At 69.4% G+C, this 14,762-nt stretch carries 15 protein-coding genes; 9 read left to right on the top strand and 6 right to left on the bottom strand.

Annotated features, from left to right (window positions below):
• The 3 genes from ACFW3F_RS24895 to ACFW3F_RS24885 form a co-directional block, all read right to left on the bottom strand.
• Positions 1 to 284: hypothetical protein (locus tag ACFW3F_RS24895; RefSeq protein ID WP_388062299.1), on the bottom strand; the 284-nt coding region annotated here is incomplete at its 3' end.
• A gap of 151 nt (positions 285 to 435) precedes the next feature.
• Positions 436 to 975 carry an RNA polymerase sigma factor gene (locus ACFW3F_RS24890; RefSeq protein ID WP_388062297.1) on the bottom strand — a complete coding sequence of 180 codons (540 nt, stop codon included), beginning with the start codon at positions 973 to 975 and terminating at the stop codon, positions 436 to 438.
• Positions 976 to 1,038: 63 nt separating this feature from the next.
• Positions 1,039 to 1,401 (bottom strand): hypothetical protein, encoded by a 363-nt coding sequence (locus ACFW3F_RS24885; protein ID WP_388062295.1) that lies wholly within the window; start codon positions 1,399 to 1,401, stop codon positions 1,039 to 1,041.
• A 216-nt stretch (positions 1,402 to 1,617) separates the two neighbouring features.
• On the opposite strand from ACFW3F_RS24885, the gene ACFW3F_RS24880 reads away from it, so the two are divergent.
• Genes ACFW3F_RS24880 through ACFW3F_RS24870 form a run of 3 tightly spaced genes read left to right on the top strand, consistent with a single transcriptional unit; the run spans position 1,618 to position 6,597 of the window.
• Positions 1,618 to 3,000: a dynamin family protein gene (locus tag ACFW3F_RS24880; protein ID WP_388062293.1), complete on the top strand. Its 1,383-nt coding sequence runs from the start codon at positions 1,618 to 1,620 to the stop codon at positions 2,998 to 3,000.
• 27 nt (positions 3,001 to 3,027) lie between these two features.
• Positions 3,028 to 4,851, top strand: a complete 1,824-nt coding sequence (locus tag ACFW3F_RS24875; protein WP_388062291.1) for a dynamin family protein — start codon at positions 3,028 to 3,030, stop codon at positions 4,849 to 4,851.
• Between the two features lie 45 nt (positions 4,852 to 4,896).
• Complete coding sequence (locus ACFW3F_RS24870; protein ID WP_388062289.1) at positions 4,897 to 6,597, top strand: Hsp70 family protein; 1,701 nt, start codon at positions 4,897 to 4,899, stop codon at positions 6,595 to 6,597.
• A 34-nt stretch (positions 6,598 to 6,631) separates the two neighbouring features.
• Here the strand turns inward: ACFW3F_RS24870 and ACFW3F_RS24865 are convergent, their stop codons facing one another.
• The gene (locus ACFW3F_RS24865) at positions 6,632 to 7,252 is read right to left on the bottom strand and encodes a hypothetical protein (protein ID WP_388062287.1); all 621 of its coding nucleotides are present in this window, start codon (positions 7,250 to 7,252) and stop codon (positions 6,632 to 6,634) included.
• Between the two features lie 302 nt (positions 7,253 to 7,554).
• On the opposite strand from ACFW3F_RS24865, the gene ACFW3F_RS24860 reads away from it, so the two are divergent.
• Together ACFW3F_RS24860 and ACFW3F_RS24855 are read left to right on the top strand one after the other, a co-directional pair.
• Positions 7,555 to 8,247, top strand: a complete 693-nt coding sequence (locus ACFW3F_RS24860; RefSeq protein WP_388062285.1) for a hypothetical protein — start codon at positions 7,555 to 7,557, stop codon at positions 8,245 to 8,247.
• A gap of 36 nt (positions 8,248 to 8,283) precedes the next feature.
• Positions 8,284 to 9,414 (top strand): DNA polymerase IV, encoded by a 1,131-nt coding sequence (locus tag ACFW3F_RS24855; protein ID WP_388062283.1) that lies wholly within the window; start codon positions 8,284 to 8,286, stop codon positions 9,412 to 9,414.
• 227 nt (positions 9,415 to 9,641) lie between these two features.
• On the opposite strand, the gene ACFW3F_RS24850 is transcribed toward ACFW3F_RS24855, so the two are convergent.
• Both ACFW3F_RS24850 and ACFW3F_RS24845 read right to left on the bottom strand, forming a co-directional pair.
• Positions 9,642 to 10,841 carry an alkaline phosphatase family protein gene (locus tag ACFW3F_RS24850; RefSeq protein WP_388062282.1) on the bottom strand — a complete coding sequence of 400 codons (1,200 nt, stop codon included), beginning with the start codon at positions 10,839 to 10,841 and terminating at the stop codon, positions 9,642 to 9,644.
• Complete coding sequence (locus ACFW3F_RS24845) at positions 10,838 to 11,677, bottom strand: GNAT family N-acetyltransferase (protein ID WP_388062280.1); 840 nt, start codon at positions 11,675 to 11,677, stop codon at positions 10,838 to 10,840. Before ACFW3F_RS24845 ends, ACFW3F_RS24850 begins: the two co-directional genes overlap by 4 nt.
• Before the next feature lie 72 nt (positions 11,678 to 11,749).
• Here ACFW3F_RS24845 and ACFW3F_RS24840 point away from each other — a divergent pair, with 72 nt between their 5' ends.
• The 4 genes from ACFW3F_RS24840 to ACFW3F_RS24825 all read left to right on the top strand — a co-directional run bounded on the left by ACFW3F_RS24840 (position 11,750) and on the right by ACFW3F_RS24825 (position 14,565).
• Positions 11,750 to 12,265, top strand: a complete 516-nt coding sequence (locus ACFW3F_RS24840) for a YtxH domain-containing protein (protein ID WP_388062278.1) — start codon at positions 11,750 to 11,752, stop codon at positions 12,263 to 12,265.
• A gap of 87 nt (positions 12,266 to 12,352) precedes the next feature.
• A complete protein-coding gene (locus tag ACFW3F_RS24835; RefSeq protein WP_388062276.1) occupies positions 12,353 to 13,105 on the top strand; it encodes a YcnI family protein in 753 nt (250 codons plus the stop codon).
• Positions 13,098 to 13,646: a copper resistance protein CopC gene (locus tag ACFW3F_RS24830; protein ID WP_388062274.1), complete on the top strand. Its 549-nt coding sequence runs from the start codon at positions 13,098 to 13,100 to the stop codon at positions 13,644 to 13,646. Before ACFW3F_RS24835 ends, ACFW3F_RS24830 begins: the two co-directional genes overlap by 8 nt.
• A gap of 19 nt (positions 13,647 to 13,665) precedes the next feature.
• Positions 13,666 to 14,565, top strand: coding sequence for a copper resistance D family protein (locus ACFW3F_RS24825; RefSeq protein ID WP_388062272.1), 900 nt, complete (start codon positions 13,666 to 13,668; stop codon positions 14,563 to 14,565).
• Positions 14,566 to 14,762 lie beyond the last annotated feature (197 nt).

The raw sequence follows: 14,762 nt of genomic DNA, 5'->3' as shown, positions 1-14,762 counted from the left end.
TCGACGTTGCCCTCGTCGTCGACGGCGGTGTCGAAGGTGCCGTCGCCATCGGTGTCGGCGACCGCGATGTCGGTGTGACCGTCGGCGTCGGTGTCTGCTTCGATCACGTCGATCTCGCCGTCGGCATTCGTGTCGTAGGCGATGGAGTCGGCCTGGCCGTCGCCGTCGGTGTCGAGGACTGCGTCGGTGGTGCCGTCGCCGTCGACGTCGGTGAGTGCGGCATCGATGGCTCCGTCGCCGTCGGTGTCGACGAGTACTGCGTCTTCGGGGATCTCGGTGCTCATGGTGGGGTCCTTTCCGGGTGCGGCGTGGTGGCGCCGGGGGTGGTGAAGTCGTTCTGGTTACTTGGAGTCGAGTCTGGCCCGCTGTGTTCCCCACGGCCGCGAAGTCGCGTTGCGTTCATTCGTGGGGAGTACATCCGAGCGAGCCGGCGAGCTACCGCAGATCCGCGAGCAATTCGGACAAGATGGACCGTGCGCGTGAGATGCGACTGCGCACGGTCTGGAGACCGATGCCCTGGGCCTCCGCGATCTCGGCGTAACTCAACTCGCCGTACACACGCAGCACGAAGGTCGCCCGGTAGGCTTCCGGGACCTGCGTCAGTGCCTCGGCGATGCGGTCGGACACCACGACCTGCGCCGCGACGTCCAGATGGCTCATCGGGTCATGGTCGGCGATGTCGTCGGCGTCCGTGCGTTTGCGGATGCGGGCGAGCGCGGCGTTGGACCCGATGCGGTACAGCCAGGTCGACAGCTGCGCGTCACCACGGAAGTTGCCGATGGCCCGCCATGCGGCGACGAGCGCGTCCTGCATCGCGTCCTCGGCGTCGTGCTGATTGCCGGTGATTCGTAAGCAGATGGCCCACAATCGATCTCGATGCTGTTCGACGAGGGTGGTGAAGGCGGCCTGATCACCGGCGCGTGCGCGGTCGAGTAGATCCGCGCCGGAAGGGGATTCGTCGATCAACGAATGCACCCGCTCATCGTAGGGCTGCACACCGGTTGTGGCTGCACATCGCGACTTTCGGTCCCGCGGATCTCAGAAGTCGTCATCGAGTGTCCCGTCCTCGAAGGGATCGTCGAGGGGCTCCGCGGATCCGCCGAAGACGTCGTCCTCGACGCCCGACGCCAGAAGATCCCCGGTCACGTCGTCCGACAGCGGATCCTCGACGCCGCCGACGGCGGGTTCGGGTTCGGAGTCCGACGGATCCGGCCCGGGTGCGGCGGTCAGGTCGGTGGTGAGCTCGTGCGACGGGTCGAAGGCGGTCTCGACGGCGGCGTCCCACACGGATTGGGGCACGCTCAGTTCGCCCGGCGGGTCGGTGTCGCGCAGCCACTCGTCGAAGCCGCTCTCCTCGAGATCGTTCTCCTCGGGGACGCTGCCATCAAGGTTGTCGGTCATGGTCTTCCACCTCTGCGGGTATGTCGGTCATCCGATATCGGTACCGACGGATCCTCCGACGCGCGCGTGTCGACACGGATACTGTCATCCGGTCGACTGTCGGCGCGCCGGCGCTGATGGAGAATTCTCGGCACGTACCTAGGAGTGCCGCCGACCCCGGAATGTTCCCACCGGATCGGGAGAGATCTGGGGAGGTCGGAATCCGTGGAGCAGCGCATGACGGTCCGTGGCCGCGTCGAGCAGTTGCTCGACGAGGTGGCCCCGCTCTCCCCGGATCCGACGAGCCTGTCCGTCCTGCGCGCCCAGTTGGCGCAACCGCTGACCGTCGCCCTCGTCGGGCGAGTCAGTTCGGGCAAGTCGACGTTGCTCAACGCCCTCGTGGGGGACCGCGTCGCCCCGACCGACCGCGCGGAGTGCACCCGCGTCGCCGCGCTGTACACCGAGGGCAATCCGCAGCGGGTCGAGGTGATCGGGCTCGACGGCACGGTCACCGAACTGCCCGGTCCGATGCGCGGAGATCTCGGCCGCCCGCCCGAGGACATCGACCATGCGATCGTCCACACCCCGTCGCGACTCCTGCGCGAGCGTTTCCGGGTCGTCGACACCCCCGGCCTCTCGGGTTTCACCGACACCGCCGAGATCGCGACTCGCCGGGTGTTCGGCGGGCAGGGCCGGCTGGCGCGGCCGGACGTGATCCTCTTCCTGCTCGACGACGCCGCGGGTCCGAAAGCCGACGAGGTCGCGTTCCTCGCCGAGGCCGGTGCGTCGGCGCAGAACACGATTCTGGTGATCTCACAGGCCGACCTCATCGCCGTCGACAACCCGATGCTCAAGGCCCAGGAGATCGCGCGGCGGGTGTGGCGACGGTTCCCGGCGATCGCCGGCGCGGTGGTCGCGGTGTCCGGGCTGATGGCCGAGGCAGGTGTCTGCGGTGTCACCGAGCGGGAGACCGCGCAGATCTCTCGGCGCGGACAGCTCGAGTCCTGGGAGTTGCTGTCCATTCTCGACGGCGGGATGCCTGCGCCTCCGGGTGTCGACGTCGACGAACTGGGTCGGCTCGAGCAACTCGTGGGGACCTACGCGATGGATGCCGGAGGTGAGATCGCTCGCCAGGGTGCGCGCGCCTACAGCGAGTGGCTGCATCGGATTTCGGGAATCGACGAGTTGCGGCTGGCGATCGGCCGGCGATTCCTCGCGGTCGGCGACGTCCTCAAGGCACGTACCGTGCTGGCCGCGCTCCGCGAGTCCGCCTACCGCAGTGCGCGCCGCGACATCTTCCTGGAGGCCATCGACGAGGCCGAGACCTCGCCGGCGCTGCACCGGCTGCGCGAGGTCACCGCGCTCGAGGCGCTCGCCCGGTGGCAACCCGACAGTGAACTGGTCGGCGAGCTCAACGTCGTGGTCGCGAGTCGCGAAGTGCGCGTGCTGTTGTCACTGCCGCCGAACGCCACGCCACCGGAGATCGCCGATGCCGCGCGGCAGCGGGCCACCGACTGCCGGTCGAGGCGTGCCTTCGCGGCGACGTCGGCGGAACGAGAGGCGCTGCTGGTACTCGAGCAGACCTATCAGCTGGTCCGGCGCGGACTCTGGATCAACTGACGCGATGGCGAACGAGGAGAGCAGACAGTGACTTCCCGCCCCGATGCGACCCCGACGCCCGAAGCGGTACTGCGCACGGCGGTCGACGCGTTGCGCAAGCACGGTCAGGACGCGATGGCCGACCGTGCGCTGCGAGTCCGTGACCGTCCGGCGCCGCAGGGCACAGTAGTGGTCATCGGCGAGGTCAGTCGCGGCAAGAGCTCGCTGGTGAACACACTCCTCGGGGCGAGCGACCTCGCGCCCGTCGACACCGAGATCACCACCTCGGTCTACGTCCGGTTCACCCCCGCCACCGCGGACCTGCCGGGCGGAACCGCGCTCGTGGAGTTCCCCGGTGCCGCCCACCGCATCCCGGCCACCGAGCTCGCCGACTGGGTGACCGTGGGGGGACGCCACGCGGCCGGCGTCCCCGCCGAACGCCTCGCACCCGGTACGCCGGTCGATTCCGTTCTCGTGCCGCCGGTCTCGGCACGAGTGGGTGTCGAGGAGATGCTGTTGCCCGGTGTCACCGTCGTCGACACACCGGGCGTCGGATCACTGGTCCCCGAACACGTCGAGGCCGCGGTCAGCGCGGCTCGCGGCGCGTCGGTACTGGTCATGGTGTGCGATGCGACCGCGCCGCTGAGCGCACCCGAACTCGACTTCCTGCGCAGCGTCAGTGCGGAGGTCGCCTCGGTGGTGCTGGTGGTCACCAAGACCGACCTCGTGATGCGCCAGTGGCGGACTATCGTTGCCGAGAACCGAAAACTCATCGGCGCCAACGCCCCTCGCTTCGCCCACATCCCGATCATCGGCGTCTCCAACCGCATCGCCGCCCAGGCCGCGGCGATCACCGACCCCGACCGTCGCCAACGGGCACTCGCGGCGTCGGGTGTTCCCGAACTCCTCGACGCCCTGGGCCCACTGGTCCGCGACGGGGCCGCGTCCCCGGTGCGCAATGCGCTGCAGCTGACGTTCGCCGGACTCGACGATGTCCGCACACGCCTCGTCCTGGAGATGAAGGCCGCCACCGCGACCCCCGCCGAGCGCGCCGACATCGAAGCCGAACGCGACCGGCTGCAACGGCTCAAGGATCGTCGTCGGGAGTGGCGGGCGCGCCTCACGCAGGACATCACCGCGGCGTCGCTGCAGACCGACGACCTCATGCGTGAACGCTTCGACAAGCTGCTCGGCCAGTGGTCCACGCGAATCGACAAGCTGCGCTTCTACGAGCCGCACCGGGCGGGTCAGGAGTTGATCGCGCAGATGACCGTCGACCTCGAGGCGGCCGCCCGCGACGTGAGCGCGTCGTTCGTGGCCGGTATCGAGCGCATCGCCGACGCCCTGTTCGCCGACGCGGCGATCTCCGACGAACTCGTCGGTCAGATCGCCGGCAACGCCGGTGAGCTCAAGCTCCGTGAGCAGGAGAGGATCTCGCCGTGGAAGAACATGGTGGACCCGATCCTGCTGTCCATCGTCGCCGCGGGCGGTCCGCTGGCGATCATCCCGGTGGTCAACGTCGTCGCGGTACCGGTGTGGGCGGGCGTGGTCGTCGGCTTCCGCGCGTCGAAGGTCGGCAAGGAGAACCATCGGAAGTGGCTGACCAAGGCGGTCAACGACATGAAGGCCGACGTCCGGTCCCAGCTGCAGTCGATCAAGGCCCAGGCGAGCGGCGACCTGCAGATCGCCTACGACGAACTGCTCGAGCGGCTTCTGGCCGAGTCGACGAAGATCCTCAACGACGCCGCGGCGGAGTCCAAGAAGTCGGCCGCGGAGCGCGAGAAGACCGCCGCAGATCTGCGCAACCAGATCGTCGCCGTGGACAACGTGCGCAAGGCGATCGCCCGGATTCTTCGAGCGCCCACCGGATGAATGCCGGTGTCGTGTGCGACGATTTGCACCTGAGGAGGTGGCCACGTGGCGCAGGAGAGCAGGCGGCGACTGTGTATCGACTTCGGCACCAGTAACACTGCGGCCGCGTACCGGGTCGGGCTGGGCGAGCCGGTCATCGTGCCGCTCGGGCAGGGCGGACCGGCGATGCCCTCGGCGGTCTTCGCCACCGACTCGGCCATCGTCGTCGGTCATGAGGCGGTCCATCGGCGGCTGCAGGCCCCCGACGCCTTCGAGGACACCCCGAAGTCGCGCATCGACGACGGCGAGATCGAACTCGGCGACCGGTTCTGGCCGGTCGAGGACCTGATCGGCGCCGTTCTGCGTCATGTGCACCAGACCGCGCTGCGCCACAGCGGACTGCCGGGGTTCGACTCGATCGTCCTGACCCATCCCGACCGCTGGAGCGAACGGCGCAAGAACGTCCTCCGACGAGGTGCGCAACGGGCCGGCATCCCTCCCGAAGTGCTTCGGATCGCGTCGGAATCGTTGGCTGCCGCTTGGTATTACGTCTACCGCGGGCACGATGTGAGCGGTGGCGAACGAATGTGCGTCTTCGACTTCGGCGCCGGCACCTGCGACGTGGCCGTGCTGATCCGGGACGGCGCCGACGGGTTCACCGTCACCGGGTCGGGTGGCGACAACCACCTCGGTGGCCGGGACCTCGACGCGCGGATGATCCGCTGGGTGCACGACGAAGCCGCCGAACTCGACGCCGACCTACCGGGCCGCCTCCGTGCCCCGGCTGCCGCGATCGCCCTGGCCGACCGAGTGCGGGCGGCCAAGGAAGCACTGTCCGACACCGCGCAGGCCGTCATCGAACTCCCCGGCACCAGACACACGCTGCTCCTGACCAGACGCGAGTTCGAGTCGATGATCGGGCCGTACGTGGTACGGGCCGTCGAGCTGACTCGGGACGCGATCGCTCGGGCCGACGCCACGGGTACCGGCCACAACGGGCCCGTCATCGTCTACGTCACCGGCGGTACGAGCAGCATCCCGATGCTGCAGTCCGCGCTGTCGGCGGTGGGTCGCGTGGCGCGTATCGGCGACCCGAAGGTCGTCGTGGCGCAGGGCGGGCTCCTCCGCTCGACCAACGTCGTCCCGGGGCCGGACGTATCGGCCCGACGAATCGCGTTTCCCGCGCTGCCGGCCGGTGCGGTGATCGCCGAGGTCTCGGCGCGCAACGGCCAGGTCGTGCGGGCGGGGGAGCCGCTGGCGACCGCGGACTCCCCGGCCGGACGGGTGACGATCGACGCACCGGTCGCGGGCACGCTGCACGGCCTCGAGCTCCGGTCGGGCGTCGTGGTCCGGCCGGGGCTGGTGTTCGCGGCCGTCGGACCGGCGGACCTGCGACCCGATCAGTGGCCGGGGCTGCACCGGACGTCGGCCGGGACATCGCCGGTATCGAACCGGCCGGTCATGACCCAGCCGGTTCCACCGCCCGTGCAACCTGTTCCGGCGCAACCCGTTCCGTCGCAACCTGTTCCGGCGCAACCCGCTTCACAGGCGGAGAAGGTCAACGGGTTCGGCCTGGCGGGGTTGATCGTGGGGATTCTCGGCTTCCCGCTGTGCCTGGGCACGATCGTCGGCCTGATCCTCACGGTCGTCGGGGTCACCCGGGCCGGTGGCCGTCGTGATGCCCTCACCACGACGGCGCTCGTCATCAACATCCTCGGTGCCGTCGCCTGGGTGGCGTTCGTGATCTGGGCGGCCGTCAGCGGCTGACGCGCGCGCCAGCCGTAGCAGCGATGTATGCGGGTCAGGGGTGGCTGTCGATGTCGAACTGACGCCACTCGGCGTCCCACCGACGTGACCGGTGCTGATCGGCCACCATGCGGACGACAACCGTCGAACCCCACCAGCCGAGCACGACGAGCATCCCCACCGCGGCCCCGGCGATCAGGCCCTCCATCACCGCGTCCGTCATGGTCACGGGCGGGTCGACCACCGAACCGGAGTCGTCGAGCCAGACGGTCCGGACCCGGCCGACGGAGTCGAGCGGCTCGGCGCCGACGCCGGCCGTGAGCCGGTGACCGTTCGGGTCCTGCCACGCGACGGTCGTGTACTCCGTGTGCCGGCCGGTGCTGTTCTGGACGGTGCCGCTCTGGCCGCCGCCGCTCTGGCCGCCGCCGCTCTGACCCGACGTGCGAATGATCGTCGCGCTCACCGAATGCCGGGGCTTCTGATTCTCGATCGCCGCCTTGTGCGTTGCGTAGGCGTCGCCGCCGACGGTCAGGGCGATCATCATCCCGGCAAGGGACGCGATCCACAGCATCACCAGGGTCGCGGTTTCCAGACGGTCGGCGCGCCGGACCAGCCCGTTCGACGACGCGTGCATGACACGCCAGCTGTGGAGTTCGCGGGCGAGGAATCGCAGCATGTCCCCCTCCTGATGCCGGTCGCCCTTACATGGTCGTCGGCGGCGAGGCGCCGGGACAGGGCCTTTGGTCCCTATGCGCGCGGCCGGACCGGTGTGTTCAGTCGTTCGACTCACATACGACCTCTACTCCGCGTATTGTGCGCCTTGCGCCAGGTAACCGACATCGTTCGGGTGGCCGGGGCGTAAGGGGGTCGACTCGAGGGGCGGGACTCGCTCTTCGTCGGTGTTCGTGATCGTCGCGGCTCGCGATCGTCACGTTTCAGGGTCTATGTGGAGGGGTTCAGTTGACCAGCGCTTTGTCTGTGCGCGCATCGAGACGCGGTGCGCGCACGTTTCTGACTTCGTCGGCGATCGTCGAGGCGATCGATATCGAGGAGTCGATCGTCCTGTCCGGATATGCGGCGCTCGCCGAGAACGCCGCGACATTCGGTGTGACCGCCGAACTGATGCGTGAGGTCGATGCCGCGGTGCGTCGGCACCAGGCGATTGTCGCTCGGTTACGGCTCATGCACACCGAAGCGATTGCCGCCGAACAGGTTTCGTCCCCACACGAGGAGGCGCTGGCCGTCTTGGGGCTCGCCGGTTCCTTCCGTGACGCTGATCCCACGGATGTCGCCCAGGCCGAAGATCACGCCGCAGACCAGAACGATCGACGACCGGCCCTGGTCGCGTTGGCCTACCTGGTGTCCGCGACGCATGCGCTGACCGACCCGACGAATTGCGGAACCGCCTCTCCTGCACTCAATCTCATGCCTCCACCGCTTCACCGGGATCGCGCCCTCCTGGAGAAGGTGCTGACCCAGGCCGTGGCGACGTCCGACCCCGCCACTCGGGCCGAGCTCGCCGGTCACATCATCGCTGCGAGCGCGGTGTTCGCCGAGGCCGGCGACGGCTCCGACCGACGGCTCTCCGTGCTGCGCTACAACCCGCATTCGTTGCGCACGGCGTGCCGTTCGGCGGGGCTCGGCGAGGTCGACGTGTGTATCGCCGACTGACCGGCGACCCCGCGCGCGGGGATTACGCTGGGCGTCGTGACCACTTCGGTTTCGCAGCGCTTTCGGTGGCTGTTGCACGTCGATCTCGATCAGTTCCAGGTGGCGGTCGAGCGGTTGAGGGCTCCCGAGCTCGTCGGGGTGCCGGTGATCGTCGGCGGCAACGGCGATCCGACCGAGGCCCGCAAGGTGGTCACCTGCGCGTCGTATGAGGCGCGCGACGTGGGCGTACGTGCCGGGATGCCCTTGCGGGCCGCGCACCGCAAGCTACCCGACGCCGTGTACCTGCCGCTCGACATGGGCGCTTACGACGCCGCCTCCGCCGATGTCATGGACGTCCTGCGTGCCACCGGGCATCCGGTCGAGGTCTGGGGTTGGGACGAGGCGTACCTCGGGGTCAGTGCCCGCGGCGCGGAGGTCGACCCGTTCGACGACGACGCCATCGTCGACCTCGCCGAACGGATCCGGGCTGAGATCCTCGATCGGTGCGGCCTCACGAGTTGCGTGGGGATCAGCGACAACAAGCAGCGGGCGAAGATGGCCACCGGGTTCGCGAAGCGGCCGCCCGGCGGCGGGACGGTCGGCGCCGACGCCCCGCGGGTCTTCGTGCTCGACGACCGCAACTGGCTGGACCTGATGGGGGACAAGCCCACCCGCGACCTGTGGAGCGTCGGACCGAAGACCGCGTCGAAACTCGCCGCCGCCGGTGTCAACACGGTCAACGATCTGATCGCCACACCTCGTGACGATCTGATCGCCACTTTCGGTCCGCATCAGGGCAATTGGCTCTTCGTCCTCTGTCGCGGCGGTGGCGATTCGACAATCACCGCCGAACCCTGGCTCGCCCGTTCACATTCCAAGTCCCGGACCTTCGCCACCGACCTCAGCGACGCCGCCGAGATGCGTGCCGCCGCCGCCGAGCTCCTGCGCGAGTTGCTCGATCAGGTGGTCGGTGAGGAACGACTGCCCTTCCGGGTCGCGGTGACCGTCCGCACCACGACGTTCTACACCCGCACCAAATCGAGGAAGCTTCCCGTGCCGAGTGTCGAGTTCGCCGAACTCGAGACGGTGGTCGCTGATTTGCTCGCGAGGTTCGACATCGACCGTCCCGTTCGCCTGCTGGGCGTGCGCCTGGACCTCGTGACCGACGACGACCCCTCAGCTCCCTGATCCGAACGAGTGCACCACTGCTCGCTGAGGCGCGAGGAGCGCACAACTTCTGCTCCCTGCGTCACAAAAGGTCCGGCGACCGTACAACTTCTGCTCCTCAATCCGGAGAAGCGACCCACCCCTGCTCCCTGAGGTGCGAGGAGCGATAGCGACAGTGTCCCCTGCTCCCTGAGGTGCAAGGAGCGATAGCGACGAGCCTCGAAGGGTCGGCGACGCAATTCGAGCAGCTACCCCGACGCGACGATCAGCGGCACGAGTTGCTCGGCGGTGGTCCAGGCGCCGTGGTGGCCGAGCATCATCGACTCCAGGGTTTCGCGTTTGCTGCGGGTGAGGGTGGTGTTGCCGCGGGCCACCGCGACCACGTCGCCGATGCGTTGTGCCACCGTGTCGGTCACCACCGAACCGAACCACTCTTCGTCGATGGTCTGCTCGCGCGTGACGACGTGGGCGGCGTCGCCGAGCAGGGACGACCAGCCGTCCAGTACGTCGCCGGCGGATCCCGGTGTCGCGTAGATGTGTCGGACCCGCGCCTCGCCGGCCACTGTATCGACGCCGTCGAGCAGGGCGGGTGTGGTGTCGATGTCGATCGCCCGGTCGGCGGTGATCATCCCGTGGTCGCCGGTGACGAGAAGAGTTGTCCCATCGGCGAGCTCGGAGGCGAGGTCGGCGACCAGCCGCTCGACGACGTGCAACTTCTCCAGCCATTCCGCCGATCCGGGACCGTGGATGTGGCCCGCCATGTCGAGCTCGCTGTAGTAGGCGTACACGAAGCGCCGGTGACGACTCCGCCGGCGCAGGGCGGTCAGCACGGCCTCTCGGATGCCGTCGGGTGTCACGGCGGGCACGAACTGCCCCGAGGCGCGGAACGCGGCCATCGTCAGGCCGGTTCCCCGGAACTCGCCGGGCATCACATAGGTGACCCGGACACCTTCGGCGGCAAGCTCTTCCAGGCTGCCGCGTTCGGTTCGGACGAGCGCCGGGGGATAGGTCATCAACGCCGATGGGCCGGATGCGTCGTCGAGGGTCCAGCGCAGCGAGTTGAGAACGCGCCGGGACCCGCGGGTGCGGCACTCGTCGCCGGGGCGGAAGCTGTACCCGATGATTCCGTGCACTCCGCACGACGTCCCGGCCGTGAGACTCAAGATGCTGGTGGCGGTGGTCGCCGGGAACCCCGCCCGAAGCGTCGTCGACGTCAGTTCGCGTAGCGTGGGCGCATGCTCGCCATACTGGTCCAGCAGTGTCGCGCCGAGGCCGTCGATGAGCAACACCACCACCGAATCGCCGGTCGGGACAACAGGTCCCGCGCCATCGGGGGTGACACCGAGGGCGCCCGAGACCGCGGGCAGCACGTCGGCGAGAGTGTGCGGGAAGCCGTGCCATTCGGCGGGACCCAGTTCGGTCGGGAGCGGGTCTGCTGCGTCGGTCACCGTGCCCCCGAACCGGCCGGACCGAACACGAAGTGCCCCGACCGCAGGAACCGCACCGCACGACGCCCGTCGCCGTCGACGAGCAACGGCGAGAGCGCATCTCGCAGCGCGATCCGCCACCGGGCGGCGTCGAGCGGCGCGCTCACCCGCATCGACTCGATGTCGCGCGGCACCTCGACGACGGCGCCGGTGTCGGGGGTGACCCGATCGTGGTGCGCGACCGGCCTGGAGGGTTGCTCGACATCGATGACCGACACGGCTCCGTTCGCGAGCAGCTCGTCCACCGTCTGCGACGATCCCGAGACCTCCGACGCCGACGCCACTGCTGACTTCAGGTCCCACGAGACCAGTACCCGGTCGGTGTCGGCGTCCCCGCCGAGCTCGTCGCCGAGTTCGCCGTAGAAGTCCTCGTAGTAGTGCATCGGCGTCGCACCGAGCTTGGCGAGGTTGAAGTAGGCGTTGCGAGCGACGAGGGGGTCGAAGGTCCACGTGATCGTCGACAATCCGCGCTCGAGCGCCCAGCGACGCTGGTGCATCTTCAGCGCGTAACCCACCTGGTGGCCGCGGCCGCGCCGGTTGACCCCGGTGATGTGGCTGTGCAGCGTCTCGCCGACGGGTGCGCCGAAGTAGGCCACGCTGCCGCCCGCGAGATGGTCGCCGATGAAGGCGCCGGCCACGTAGTTGCCCGCGTGGGTGAGCGCTCGCAGCATGTCGGTACCCACGGGCCGGTTCGTCGGGTCGGGTCGCCACACATCGTCGAAGATCCGCAGCAGGTCCTCGAGCTCGTCGGGGGACGAGAGTTCACGAACCTCCACACCGAGGGTTGCATCCGACATGAGAACGATTCTGTCACCGCGCAGCGACACCGTGGTCGGGGTTGGCCCAGTCCGCGATCTAGGATGAGCCCCATGTCCCGTACCGCCCGACCGGCCGCCGCGTTCACGCGCGTCGCCGCGGCGGGTGTGGTTCCCACGGTCGCGGTCGCCGCGCACGGTGCAGCGAGCGGTGCGATGCCGAGTTCGTCGGGCGTCCTGCTGAGCGCCGCGATCGGTGGAGTCGCGTCGTTGTTGCTCGTGCCGGGTCGGCGACGATTCCTGACGGCAGCGGCGTCGACGACACTGGTCCTGACCGCCGCACAGGTGGCGAGCCACTGGGCTCTCGCGCTCGACGCCGGGCATGCCGCCCACGGCACCTCGACGCTGCCGATGCTCCTCACCCACCTGGTGGCGATCCCGCTCAGCGCGGTCCTGATCGTCGCCGGTGCCCATCTCCTGGCATCGGTCGGCTCGGTGATCCGGTCTCTGATGCCGCCGGTCGCCCTCGCGGCGCGTCCGGCAGCTCCCGTCTTCTGGACACAGCCATGGGTTCCGGCCGCACCTGCATTGTGCGGCACCGGCGTTCGCGGACCACCTGCCGCGTCCTGACGCGCCTCACCCCGGATCAGCAGATGTGGGGTCGATGAGTGCGTCCGTGCAACGGTCCCGACACCATCGAGAATCGAAAGACACCTCATGAAGCTCAAATCCCCGCGGGCGACGATCGCCCGCCGCATCATCGCGCCCGCCACCGCCGCCGCCGTGGTCGGTCTCGCCTCTCTCGCCGGAGCGGGTGCCGCGTCGGCGCACGTGACGGCCAACGCTCCGACGGTCACCCAGGGCGGCTACGGCGTCGTCACGCTGGTCGTGCCCAACGAGTCCGACGCCGCGGCCACCACCGCATTGCGGGTGACGCTGCCCGGTCTGACCTCGGCACGCCCCGAGGTGCTGCCCGGATGGAAGTCCGTCGTCACCAAGAAGGACGACAAGGTCACCGAGATCACCTGGACCGCCGACCCGGGTTCGCCGGGCGTGCCGGTCGGGCAGTTCGGCCAGTTCAGGTTCTCCGGGGGACCGTTCCCCGAGCAGGAGACCGTCGAGCTCCCGGCGCTGCAGACCTATGCCGACGGTGAGACCGCCGACTGGAATCAGCCGACGCCCGCCGACGGGGAGGAGCCGGAGATGCCCGCGCCGACCCTGACCCTGGCTCCCGCCACGGGCGACGGCCATCACGGCGGCTCGCACGCAGCCTCGACAACGGACAGCTCGCAGGCCTCGGACTCGTCCGAGTCGTCGGTGTCCACGGCGTCCACCGACTCCGCAGCACGGTGGCTCGGCGGAATCGGCCTGGTCGTGGGCACTCTCGGTGCGGTGATCGGCGTGGCCGCGCTGACCGCGCTGCGCAGGAACGGTCGGGGACGAAATGGTCGGGGCGGCGGCGATGCCTGACCGTCCGGTCGTCATCCGGCGCGTCGTCGGAGTACTCGCCGCGCTGCTGTGTCTCGGGCTGGTCGGATCATGGGCGGCCGCCCCGGCGTCGGCGCACTCGCGTCTGGTGTCCTCCGACCCCGCCGAGGGTGCGACGCTGCAGACCGGTCCGCAGACGGTGACGTTGACCTTCAACGAGCCGATCCAGCCGTCGTATGCGGTGCTCAACGTGGTCGGCCCCGACGATCACTACTGGCAGTCCGGTGAGCCGACGGTCGGCGGACCGAACCTGCGCGTCGATGTGCGCGAACTCGGTCCGGCCGGCGAGTACGTCGTCAACTACCGGGTGACCTCGGCAGACGGGCATGTCATCAGCGGACAGCGCACCTTCGAGCTCGCGGTCGCCGGAAACGGTGAACCGGGCCCGGCGATCGAGGCCGTCGATGCGTCGTCGGACGAGGGAATCCCGGTGTGGTGGTTCATCGCCGGTGCCGCCGTCGTCCTCATCGTCGGACTCGGCGTCGTGTTCTGGCCGAGCCGGCGACCGTCGACACGGGGCTGACGTCTGTGCGGGTCGGGACATGACACCCCGTAACGGGTTCATCCTGGGGGCGACCCTCGCCCTCGGCCTGATGGTGAGCTGGCTGCTCGCCCGTCCCGACGGTCCCGACCTGGTCGCCGTGCCCACGACCCTTGCGCTCGGTGTGTCGGTCGTGCTGGTCGGTCTGGGGGCACTGCCGACGGTCGACGCGGAGCCCTCGACCCGGGTGATCGGCCTGCTGGCCGGGGTGTGGGTGCTCGCCGTGCTGGTCAGCGCCTGGGTCCGGACGGCCGAGCGGTCGGGCACCGAGGTGCTCGACGTCAAGGCCGGCGACTTCGGCGATGTCCTGTTCTCGGGTGCACCCGAGATGGTCGCGCTCGTGGCCGCGGTCCTTGTCATCGGGTGGGTGGTGCTCGACCTGCTGACCGGGATCGAGGTCCCCGTCCTCGTGGTCGGCGCGCTCGCGGCGATCGGGGTGCTCGCCACCTCGATCGCCGGTCACGCCGGCAACGATTCGTGGGGTCCGTTCCTCATCGGTGCCCACGCGCTGGCGGCTGCCTGGTGGTGTGGGCTGCTCGCGGCGATGCTGATCTCGGTGCGGGGCCGGTCGGGGTGGGCGCGCAGCCTGCCGGTCTTCTCCGGCCGCGCTCCCTGGGCGGTCGGTCTGCTCACCGTGACCGGCCTGATCTCCGGGCTGATGGAGATCGACGGCCCGGCCAACCTGGTGAGCAGCGGTTACGGTCGGATTCTGCTCGCCAAGGCTGCGGCGCTCGCGATCCTGGTGGGTATCGCCGCCTGGCATCGACGGCGCTGGCTACCCGCCGTGCAACGTCATCGCAGCAGCGAGCAGGCCTCCGTCCGCGCCGCGGTCGTCGAAGTGGCGATCATGGCCGTCGCTCTGGGTCTCGCGGCCGGGCTGTCGGCGACGCCGCCGATCTGAGCTCGCCCACCTGCTCCCTAATCCGAAAGAACCGCATAACCCCTGCTCCCTGAGGTGCGAGCTTCTCCACCTGCTCCCTAATCCGAAAGAACCGCATAACCTCTGCTCCCTGAGGTGCGAGGAGCGCAAGCCGCCGGGCCGAGCAAGCGACGAAGGAGCGCGTCGAGGTCGACGAGCCTCGAAGGGCCTGGTGAGAC

Origin of the sequence: Gordonia sp. NPDC058843 (assembly GCF_042743165.1) — a bacterium.
Lineage (GTDB): Bacteria > Actinomycetota > Actinomycetes > Mycobacteriales > Mycobacteriaceae > Gordonia.
Note: the sequence above shows the minus strand (reverse complement) of the source record. Positions and strands in the feature narration are given on the sequence as shown.

Bases quoted from the DNA above. Each gene is read 5' to 3' on its own strand.
- ACFW3F_RS24830 (WP_388062274.1), top strand. From the start codon at position 13,098: ATGCCTGACCGTCCGGTCGTCATCCGGCGCGTCGTCGGAGTACTCGCC.
- ACFW3F_RS24865 (WP_388062287.1), bottom strand. From the start codon at position 7,252: ATGCTGCGATTCCTCGCCCGCGAACTCCACAGCTGGCGTGTCATGCAC.
- ACFW3F_RS24845 (WP_388062280.1), bottom strand. From the start codon at position 11,677: ATGTCGGATGCAACCCTCGGTGTGGAGGTTCGTGAACTCTCGTCCCCC.
- ACFW3F_RS24885 (WP_388062295.1), bottom strand. From the start codon at position 1,401: ATGACCGACAACCTTGATGGCAGCGTCCCCGAGGAGAACGATCTCGAG.
- ACFW3F_RS24840 (WP_388062278.1), top strand. From the start codon at position 11,750: ATGTCCCGTACCGCCCGACCGGCCGCCGCGTTCACGCGCGTCGCCGCG.
- ACFW3F_RS24880 (WP_388062293.1), top strand. From the start codon at position 1,618: ATGACGGTCCGTGGCCGCGTCGAGCAGTTGCTCGACGAGGTGGCCCCG.
- ACFW3F_RS24825 (WP_388062272.1), top strand. From the start codon at position 13,666: ATGACACCCCGTAACGGGTTCATCCTGGGGGCGACCCTCGCCCTCGGC.
- ACFW3F_RS24835 (WP_388062276.1), top strand. From the start codon at position 12,353: ATGAAGCTCAAATCCCCGCGGGCGACGATCGCCCGCCGCATCATCGCG.